The following is a 9,278-nucleotide window of genomic DNA, read 5'->3' on the forward strand; positions in this document are numbered from 1 at the left end:
ACTCTCATGCCCACGTCGGTGAACAGCAGTTTGGTGAGCGAGACCTCGATCACGTCTCTCCTGAGTTCCTGATCGCCTACTTTGTAGTACGCCCACGTCCTCTTGTTTCCGTTTATTTCATAAAGCTGGACTGCAAAGATTTTGAAGGCCGGATCCCTGTTTTTGAGCTCAGGAGCGGGAACCTGACTTGGTGAGGACAGGGCGTATCCCACGAGCGCCGTGATCGCGAGGGTGACGATGATCCCGAAAACCACATACCTGAACCCAACCCGCTTCCCCGGTTCCATGATTGTGTGTATGTGGAGGCAAGTATATAAAGGTTTGGTATATCCGGGAAATGAAGTGTTTTCCGTATTTACGGCAAACAGTTATATACCTCCTCATCCAGAGTTACAATCATGGCAAAGGTGGGCACCAAGTCACTCACCCTGCCCGAGGACGTTTACTGGACGCTTCAGGTGCTGAAGGCGAGGGCGAAGAAGGAGACGTGGGCTGAGTTCTTTGAGTATGTTGCAGAGCTGGTGGAGAGAGACCTCAGCTCGGCAAAAGAGGTGGTGGAGAAAGACCCCTCAGATTAAAAGCAGATTTTTTGCCTCCCTGAAATTCGAGGGGTGTAAGGATGAGGATCTGGTGGTTCCTTGCCGGTGCGGGAGCGGTTCTGCTCGTCCTTACCTACTTAACGCTCACCTCCATTATCGTGATCGCCCCGCTGTCAAAGTTCCTGCCGGGAGACCCGATAGAGAAGAAGAAGCTCAGGATATGGGAGCCGTGGAGCCTCGAGGAGATCAAAGTCTTGGTGGACAGGGGGGAGATACCCTACGAGGTTTACGAGTACGCGAGGTATTTGAGGATAAAGGATCCGGAGACGATCTTCAAGTACGCCGGCGGGAGGTTCTACTACGTCAGCAAGGGGCACGAGGAGCCGCTGGAGGGAGCGTACATCAAGAAGATAAACGACACGTGGTACGAGTACATCATTGTCGGCTACGATTCGTGGGTGGGGAAGGAGCACTACGTCTTCAGGGTGAACATAACCACCGAAAAGCGGTACCCGCAGACGTTTGACGCGAACTACCCCAGCTACTTTCTGTATCTGGGCTACGAATCCGGAACGCTGACGACGAGGTACAAGATGGAGACCGTGACGATACCAATGTGGATACACTGGTATGATGTTAGGGACAACCCGGAGGACTGGAGGATCATGGGCAGGCTGGCTGAGCAGGTGAGAGAGTACGTGGAGAGGCACAACATGTCGAGGCTGGAGAAATACCTCTTCGTCAGCTATGAGCTCACTCCGGTCGCGCTTCCAAAAGGGACGCCAAGACTGGACTGGATAGGGAAACCAATAAGGTTCGAGTACCTTGACGGGGACAGAATCGAGGAAGGGTGGCTCAACGAGAGCGACAGCTACGTGAAGAGCTTCCTGTTCTTCAGGGGTGGTCACTGCACCGTGGATGCTCTCTTCAATATGTACCTGCTGAAGGCCCTCGGCATAAGGGCTGACTTGCTCGTGCTCTACATAGACTCTCTTCTGGACTGGCACGCGTACGTCGTAATTCCGGCGAAGGACATGTTTCCGGACGGAAAGATACCGGACGTGTTCAAGCTTGCATACCTCTCCGGCCCGCTTGGAGAGGACTACAATGTCGTGATCGTCGAGGACTCGGGAGCTATTGATTATGGTATCACCGACATAGGCTATACAGTGTACCGCATGAATGTTCTCAACAAAATGGCGCACCTGACGGTGCTGATCACACCATACGACACTCAGGATTTGTACAGGGAGTCTGTAAAAACAGAATAAAAAAGAGAGGGAAAGATTACTGGGCGTTGACGTACACGTAGTAGCCCTGCATCACGTTCCAGGTGTAACCCCTGTAGGTCGGGTTGGTTATGGTCAGGATCGGGTTCGTGCCCTGTGTCGGGTCAGGGCTTCCTGACCACTCGTATGTTCCGAGCTTCGGATAGTTGCTGAAGCCGTTAGTGTTGATGTTGTTCATCGCGTCTGCCGGCACGGTGGTGGACTGCGGGTTCCTTGCACTCCAGACGGAGCCCTCTCCGACGTTCGGATAGACGTTTCCAAGGTAGTAGTACCTGTTGGAGTCAGTGTCATGGCCGACTATGTAGTACGGGGCGGTTCCGATTCCGCTTTCGATCAGGCGGACTGTTATTGTGTACTTACCGGACGGGTTCGTAGGTCCGCTCGACGAGCTCCTGACAGGACAGGTTGTGTCAATCGCCCTGTCAATGCTGTTGGCGTTGCTCTGCGCCCAGCTCACTATGCCGGAAGGCGCGTCGGCGATGTACTCCTCACTCGTCGTGGTGAGCATTCCCGAGGAGGTCCCTGAGATGTACAGCCTGAGCTGTCCCTGACCGGGTGTGACGGACGAGACCGCGGGCGGGTTCGTCCAGCTTCTGACACTCTTGCCGAGTGGTGTGAGCTCGACGGTTCCGATCTTGTACCATCTGCCATCCGCACCTCTGATGTACATGTCGTACGGGCTGTTGAGACCTCTCAGGTAGACGGTGACGTACTCACAGCCCTGTGGCTGGGTGACCTTCTGACAGGTGCTGAACGTGACCGTCGAAGAGTTCGTGGAGCCGCTGACCGCCTTGACGACTATCGAGACTGAGTAGCTCTGCCCGTAGCTGAGTGAGGTCGTTGAGATAGAGATAGTGTCGGTAACAGAAGTAACGCCGCCGAGATCCCTTGTGAAGAGGAGGTTGTTGTTCAGATAGACTTTGAGTGTGAGAATGTTGCTCACGTCAAAAATAGACTCATTAGTTTTTTGTCACATATTTCTAAGATCCAGACTCTATAATTTTGAACAAAAACTTGGTTGGAACTATAAGGTGTTAAAAGCCCTACTTAGCTCTTAGTTGTAATAGCATTTGTGTCAACTCGGGATTTTCTCTCAATTTTTCAATGAATTCAATCATTTCTTTTAATCTTTCGAATTTTTCTGGATCGTGTGCGATGTAATCTATCAAATCACGCACTATTCTTGGCTCTTCCATCTCTAACCTTGCTCTTTCCCCTTCATCTAGTATCAAAGCGCATCTTCCACAATATATGTCGGTTGGTGCGTTTATGTATCCACATCTCGGACATTTTTTCGGCCTCGCTTTCACCTCTTCTTTTTCCTCTTCTGTTTCAAATCCATATATTTTCATTATTGAGCTGTCCACATCTCTCCCAGAAAGATGTACGTATATTCTTGGCATGTCAGAGCCCTGAACCCACCCAAAAAATTGACACATTTGGGCTTCGGTTAAGTATTTGGCCAGAATTGTGGCCCTTGAGTGCCTTAATATGTGGGGGTGCAGTTTAACCCGCAATCCTGCCTTTTTTCCGGCTTCGACAAATATTTTGTATATGTTTCTGTAGCTAATCATGCCACCGTAATTGTTGTTGGCTAATGCGCAAAAGACGAATGCATTTATGTTATCGGAATATGGGTGCTCGTCGAGCCATCTCTTTAGATATGAGGTGGCCATAATAATTGGTATTACTCTTTCGCCAGTTTTACCGCGGACCTTAATTTTAGCTATCAATTCACCTTTAGAATTCGACAGCCATTGTATGTCCCTTATTCTCAAAGATGCAAGCTCTCCAATTCTTAAACCAGCCTCATAACAAACAGCAATCATTGCTTTATCTCTTGGATGATCCAAGACGTCTATAACCTTCAAAACATCATCTTCGTTTATAATCTCTGGAATCCTTCTCTCACGTTTTCTTATTTGGCTGACATAATCCAAAAGTTCGGACTTTTCACCGTAGGCATATTTTATGAACCTCTTCAGGGTTTTCCTGAATTCATTGATAGTGCCTCTTTTGTACCCTTTCTCTTCGATTAGTGCCAAGATCTCGATGATGTCGTCTTTACTCCATTCACCAAGCTCTACGGGGTGTAATTGGTATATCTTCCTTAAAATACCAATATACCTCGATATCCTCAATTTTCCAACACCTTCTGCAAGCAATTTCTTTTTAAAACCCAGAATTAATTTAAAGCTTCTTTCAGGTAGTTCTTTTTCAGCCAATCTCAGTTGTCCTAGTAGCAATCCCTCATCGTCGTGGAATTGTTTTCCCATTATGTATTGACTGTAGTCTAGGATTTATTTATTCTTTTTGGGGGTTATTGATTTTTAACATCTATAGCCCCCGCGGGGCTACTCCATTCCACTCCGAGAGGGCGGTTTACGAACTGCAGAAACTCCAAAAGCTTCTTTTCAACAAAATCGCTGAGATTAGGTATGTACTTGCGGGAAGCTTCCAGAATATCCCTGTTTATGGTGAGGTTCACACGTGTTTTATTCTGGTTGGGGCGTCACATGTTGGTCGCTCTTCAGGCAGGCATGCAAAACATTTATCTCACCTCTCGAAGAACAGCCGACAGATGATGAATTTGGCAGGAACTGAGCGTGAGCGATGATGAAGGCCGTACTTTCTGACTCTTGTGGTGCGTATGGTTGGTGAGTACATAAGGCGCCTGAGACACCTGCTGAACCTCGAAAGGGAGGAGGAGAAGCGAAGGGCTATCGACGAAATCAGGTCCCTTACGGGTATTGAGAGGGAGAGGGCGGGAAAGGCTGTTCTGGGGCTGAGAGGAAAGGTGGTATCCAGCACTCCGAAAAGAGTCATCGTCCGCTTTGGTAGGGACAGGGAGATTGTAACAGATATTGATCCCGGAGACGTGGTGCTCGTTAGCAACGGAAAACCTCTTGAGAGAGGGGTTGAGGGCACGGTCGTCGAAAGGGGGAGGCGCTACATCTCTGTCGAGTTCGAGAGGCGTCCGGACATCAGTCTCAGGAACGTCAGGATCGACCTGTTCGTAAACGACACCACCTTCAGAAGGATGGATGAAAACCTTCAGAGGATCACTGAGAGCGGTCTCAGGGCGATTGAACTCATCCTCGGCATCAGGGACACGGAGGATCACGGTGAACACGATTTCAAGCCATTTGACGTGCACCTCAACCCGTCCCAGATGAGGGCGGTTTCAAAGGCCCTCGCCCAGGAGGACTTCTTCCTGATACACGGTCCTTTTGGCACTGGAAAGACGAGAACCGTTGTGGAGTACATAAGGCAGGAGGTTGAGAGGGGCAGCAAAGTGCTGGCGACGGCAGACAGCAACACAGCAGTGGACAACCTTGTGGAAAGGCTGTACGGTAGGCTGAAAGTCTTGAGGCTCGGACATCCCAGCAGGATCGAACCGAACCTCATCGAGACGTCCGTGTTTCACCTCATGAAGTCCCACGATCGTTACAGGGAGGTCGAGGAGCTGTGGAGCATTGCTACTGAGCTGATGGAACGGAGAGACAGGGAAACCCGACCGGTGCCTCGGGTCCGGAGGGGGCTTTCGGACAGTGAAATTCTCAGGCTCGCAGAGGAGGGAGTCAGGGTTTACAGGGGCGTTTCCGGAGCAGTGCTGAGGTCAATGGCGAGGTGGATACGGCTCAACGACGAGATTTCCGGCATCCTGGACGAGGCAGCGAGGATCGAGCGGGAGATAATGGACGATCTGATTGAGGGAGCTGACGTCGTTTTGAGCACCAACTCCACGTCATTTCTGCTCGAGTGCAGATTCGACGTTGCAGTCGTCGATGAGGCCACCCAGTCAACCATTCCGAGCGTCCTAATTCCTGTCTCGAGGGCGGAGAGGTTCGTCCTCGCTGGAGACCACAGGCAGCTGCCACCGACGGTTGTTAGCCGGAGTGCGAGAGAGCTTGAGAGAACGTGTTTTGAGATCCTGATTTCTCGATTTCCGTTCAAGTCAGAATTGCTGAACGTTCAGTACAGGATGAACGAGATTCTCGCTGAGTTTCCGTCCAGAGTTTTTTACGGTGGCAGGCTCAGGACACACGAGGGTGTAAGGAGCGTTTCAATCCGCGACTTTGACCTGAATGCCGGTGACACCCTCTCCGAGTCTCTTACCGAGCGTCCGCTCGTCTTCATAGACACCTCGGACAGCTATGCAAGGCACGAACTTCGGAAAAAGTCGTCCACGTCGCTTTACAACAGGTACGAGGCGGAAATCGTCAGGAAGGTCGTCGGGAAGCTTGAGGAAATGGGGGTCGAGGGTGAGAGAATAGCTGTAATCTCGCCGTACGACGACCAGGTCCGGCTTCTCAGGAGCATGCTTCGCGTAGAGGTCAAAACCGTGGACGGTTTCCAGGGAAGGGAGAAGGACGTGATCGTGATCTCTCTCGTCAGAAGCAACAGAAATGGCAGAATAGGCTTTCTCGAAGATATGCGGAGGTTTAACGTCTCCCTCACGAGGGCCAGGAGGCTGCTGATCGTCGTGGGGGACTCCCTGACGCTCGGCAGACATGAGGTTTACCGGGCGTTTATCGATCACGTCAGGCTGAAGGGAAAGGTTCTGCGGTCATCCTCTGTCCTGCAGGGCTGAGATCGATATGACTGCGAGAAACACGAGAGCGACCCCAGCATACTGAACGGCAGTGAGGGACTCGCTGAGAAAGATTGCTGAGAAGATGTGGGAAAACACGCCTTCGAGTGAGAGGATGATCCCCGCGTCGACCGACTTGGTGTGAGCCTGCATGTAGTTCTGGAGTATCTTCGCAGCGAACGTTGCGAGCAGGCCCGTTACGGCCAGGGCGATGAGGACGTACTGGTTGAAGACGAGCCTGTCAGTGGTGAGGGCTGCTGGAAGTGCTGAAAAGATGCCTATGGCGAACACCTGCCAGCCTGCGAGGCTCATGGGACTCATCTCCCTTGCGTACTTTGAAATCATCGCTATCTCAAAGGCGAAGGCAACCGCGCACAGAATCATGAGTATGTCACCGTAGCTGAATCCGGAGTATCCTGACAGCAGGTAGATGCCGGCAAACGCCATGATGACCGCAAAAATTTCTGTCTTTGTCAGCCTTTCTCTGTACAGTATGTACGCGACGATCGGCGTCAGCACGACGTAGGTGGAGGTTATGAAACCCGCGTTTGTTGCCGTCGTGTACTCGAGCCCCACCGTCTGGAGGGCGTAGCCGATAAAGGACGCGAACCCTATCTTGATCCCCACGGTGAATTCTCCCTTTCTGACGAACGGGATGAAGAGGATGAACGTGAGCAGGAACCTGATGGCGTTGAATGCGAAGGGAGAAACGTACTCCAGGGCGAGCTTCACGACCGGAAACGTCGCACCCCATATCAGCGCTACGGCCAGCAGTCCGAGATCCGCGTAAACCCTCTTCACTCACCGTTCAAAAAAATCTGGGTTAAAAAATTTTTTTCAATTTTTATCAAAAAATGGCATGTTCATCCCTGCGGCGTCATGATCATTGACATCATCGAGCAAACGTTCCCGTCTGGCTGGAAGAGTGTGAGATCAACATCTACAAACTTTCCTTCGTACTCCTGCGTCACCTGGCCCTGGTAGCTGAGAGTTGCGGTGAAGGCATCACCAACAGGCTCGTCCTTGACCTCCTCTGCCTCACTCGGGCTGACCGTCTGGGTCGTTTTGACCTCAACCCAGTCACAGCCCTCCGGCATCGGCATGTCCTTCATGCCCCTCATGTACATCGTCGTCGTGAGGGTTGAGCCCTCGTACTTGTTGCGCATGATCATTACGCCACCTTCTGAGTTCTCCATCCTGAGCATCTGCTCGCTGTTATCCGCGTCGTAGTAATACCAGAACTCCACAGTGTAGGTTTCTCCATTCTCTGTTACTGTGGCCCTTCCGTAATACATCTTCTTCGAGGCGAACAGGTCGTAGAGCGTTTTTATCTCCCCGGCAGACACCCCACCGGAACCTCCCTGCTCCGGGGTTCGGGTCTCTTCGGGCGTTGGTGTTTGCGTTTTTGCCGGCGTTTCGATGGTCCCTCCTTCTTTCTGGCCTGCACAGCCTGCAAGGGCAATAGCCACAACTGCGAGAATTACAAGCAGCTTTTTCATACATCACACCCCTTAGTGTTTGTGATTTAGATTTCAAAATTATATATAGTTTACCTGGGCTGACGGTGGTTCGACCCTCATACCTCAAGGTTTTAAACAGGGCTGACTAAGGATGGAGGGTGATAGTACAGGGTAGGCCGTACAGCGATGAGGAGATTAAGTCTCACCTCAACCCGCTTTTGAGGGAGTGGTTCGAAGAAAAATACGGCCAGTTCACTCCACCCCAGAGGTACTCGATTGTGGAAGCGTTTAAGGGGAACAACGTCCTCATATCCTCCCCCACGGGTAGCGGGAAAACGCTCGCAGCGTTCATGACTGCCTTGAGCAAGCTCCTTGACAGGGCAATGGAGAACTCCCTCGAGAATAGAGTTTATGTTGTTTACGTCTCGCCCCTGAAAGCCCTGAACAACGACATCAGGAAGAACCTCGAGGAACCGCTGGGTGAGATTTACGGGCTGGCGGAGAGGAAGAATGTTAAGCTCCAGAGGATCAGGATTGCCGTAAGGACGGGCGATACGGACAGCGGGGAGAAGCAGAGACAGCTCAGGAAGCCACCCCACATCCTGATAACGACACCTGAAAGTCTCGCGATAGTTCTGTGCTCTCCAAAGTTCTCAAGGTCGCTGAGGAATGTGGAGTTCCTGATTGTGGATGAACTGCACTCTCTTGCCGAGAACAAGAGAGGCTCACACCTCTCTCTTTCAATTGAGAGGCTGGAGGAGATTCAGGAGGGGAAGATGGTCAGGGTGGGATTGTCGGCGACTATACACCCTCTCGAGGAGGTTGCAAGGTTTCTTGTCGGGTACGAGAACGGCAGGGAGAGGGACTGCGTGGTTGCTGACGTCACGTTTGAGAAGAAGATGGACATCAGGGTAATTTCGCCCGTGGATAACCTGTTCTCAGCCACAGCTGAGGAGATAAGCGAGAGAATGTACAGCACACTTGCCGAGATGATCCGGAATTCGAGAACGACGCTTGTGTTCACAAACACCCGGAGTGCGACTGAGAGGGTGGTGTTCAACCTGAAAAAGGTTCTCGGTGAGGACTTCCCCGTCGCCGCACACCACTCATCCCTCTCCAAGGAGGTGAGGCTTGAGGTTGAGGAGAAGCTCAAGAACGGAGAGCTTCGATGCGTCGTCAGCTCCACGAGTCTTGAGCTCGGGATAGACATCGGGTACATAGACCTCGTGGTGCTGTTAGGGTCTCCCAAGAGCATCAGCCGGGCCCTTCAGAGGATAGGGAGGAGCGGGCACAGGCTGCACGAGGTGAGCAGGGGAAGGATAGTCGTAGTGGACCACGACGACCTCGTCGAGTGCTCCGTCCTCGCGAGAGAGGCTTTGATGAGGAGGCTCGACAG

General features: G+C 51.7%; 10 protein-coding genes. 4 read left to right on the plus strand and 6 right to left on the minus strand.

The window, feature by feature from the left end; all coding sequences use genetic code 11:
- The coding region (locus ACXJJC_RS05120; RefSeq protein ID WP_456369860.1) for a hypothetical protein at nt 1–287 on the minus strand (287 nt) is incomplete at its 3' end.
- A 111-nt stretch (nt 288–398) separates the two neighbouring features.
- Here ACXJJC_RS05120 and ACXJJC_RS05125 point away from each other — a divergent pair.
- The gene (locus ACXJJC_RS05125; protein WP_456369861.1) at nt 399–578 is read left to right on the plus strand and encodes a hypothetical protein; all 180 of its coding nucleotides are present in this window, start codon (nt 399–401) and stop codon (nt 576–578) included.
- A 41-nt stretch (nt 579–619) separates the two neighbouring features.
- Nucleotides 620–1,810 (plus strand): hypothetical protein, encoded by a 1,191-nt coding sequence (locus ACXJJC_RS05130; RefSeq protein WP_456369863.1) that lies wholly within the window; start codon nt 620–622, stop codon nt 1,808–1,810.
- 16 nt (nt 1,811–1,826) lie between these two features.
- Here the strand turns inward: ACXJJC_RS05130 and ACXJJC_RS05135 are convergent, their stop codons facing one another.
- The 3 genes from ACXJJC_RS05135 to ACXJJC_RS05145 form a co-directional block, all read right to left on the minus strand.
- Nucleotides 1,827–2,771, minus strand: coding sequence for a hypothetical protein (locus tag ACXJJC_RS05135; protein ID WP_456369865.1), 945 nt, complete (start codon nt 2,769–2,771; stop codon nt 1,827–1,829).
- A gap of 100 nt (nt 2,772–2,871) precedes the next feature.
- Nucleotides 2,872–4,104, minus strand: coding sequence for a site-specific integrase (locus ACXJJC_RS05140; protein ID WP_456369867.1), 1,233 nt, complete (start codon nt 4,102–4,104; stop codon nt 2,872–2,874).
- Between the two features lie 44 nt (nt 4,105–4,148).
- Nucleotides 4,149–4,316: a type II toxin-antitoxin system CcdA family antitoxin gene (locus ACXJJC_RS05145; protein ID WP_456369869.1), complete on the minus strand. Its 168-nt coding sequence runs from the start codon at nt 4,314–4,316 to the stop codon at nt 4,149–4,151.
- Nucleotides 4,317–4,478: 162 nt separating this feature from the next.
- Here ACXJJC_RS05145 and ACXJJC_RS05150 point away from each other — a divergent pair, with 162 nt between their 5' ends.
- Nucleotides 4,479–6,422, plus strand: a complete 1,944-nt coding sequence (locus ACXJJC_RS05150; RefSeq protein ID WP_456369871.1) for an IGHMBP2 family helicase — start codon at nt 4,479–4,481, stop codon at nt 6,420–6,422.
- Here the strand turns inward: ACXJJC_RS05150 and ACXJJC_RS05155 are convergent.
- Complete coding sequence (locus tag ACXJJC_RS05155) at nt 6,399–7,223, minus strand: DMT family transporter (RefSeq protein ID WP_456369873.1); 825 nt, start codon at nt 7,221–7,223, stop codon at nt 6,399–6,401. The genes ACXJJC_RS05150 and ACXJJC_RS05155 overlap by 24 nt on opposite strands.
- Before the next feature lie 62 nt (nt 7,224–7,285).
- Nucleotides 7,286–7,921 (minus strand): hypothetical protein, encoded by a 636-nt coding sequence (locus ACXJJC_RS05160; RefSeq protein WP_456369875.1) that lies wholly within the window; start codon nt 7,919–7,921, stop codon nt 7,286–7,288.
- Nucleotides 7,922–8,040: 119 nt separating this feature from the next.
- Between ACXJJC_RS05160 and ACXJJC_RS05165 the strand changes: the two genes are divergently transcribed.
- Nucleotides 8,041–9,278 (plus strand): DEAD/DEAH box helicase (locus tag ACXJJC_RS05165; RefSeq protein ID WP_456369876.1); only part of this gene is annotated, 1,238 nt, incomplete at its 3' end.

The sequence above is a fragment of the Geoglobus sp. genome (genome assembly GCF_054018175.1).

What these genes read in the sequence shown, in the direction of transcription:
- ACXJJC_RS05150 (WP_456369871.1), top strand. Translation starts at nt 4,479, where the DNA reads ATGGTTGGTGAGTACATAAGGCGCCTGAGACACCTGCTGAACCTCGAA.
- ACXJJC_RS05130 (WP_456369863.1), top strand. Translation starts at nt 620, where the DNA reads ATGAGGATCTGGTGGTTCCTTGCCGGTGCGGGAGCGGTTCTGCTCGTC.
- ACXJJC_RS05160 (WP_456369875.1), bottom strand. Translation starts at nt 7,921, where the DNA reads ATGAAAAAGCTGCTTGTAATTCTCGCAGTTGTGGCTATTGCCCTTGCA.
- ACXJJC_RS05140 (WP_456369867.1), bottom strand. Translation starts at nt 4,104, where the DNA reads ATGGGAAAACAATTCCACGACGATGAGGGATTGCTACTAGGACAACTG.
- ACXJJC_RS05125 (WP_456369861.1), top strand. Translation starts at nt 399, where the DNA reads ATGGCAAAGGTGGGCACCAAGTCACTCACCCTGCCCGAGGACGTTTAC.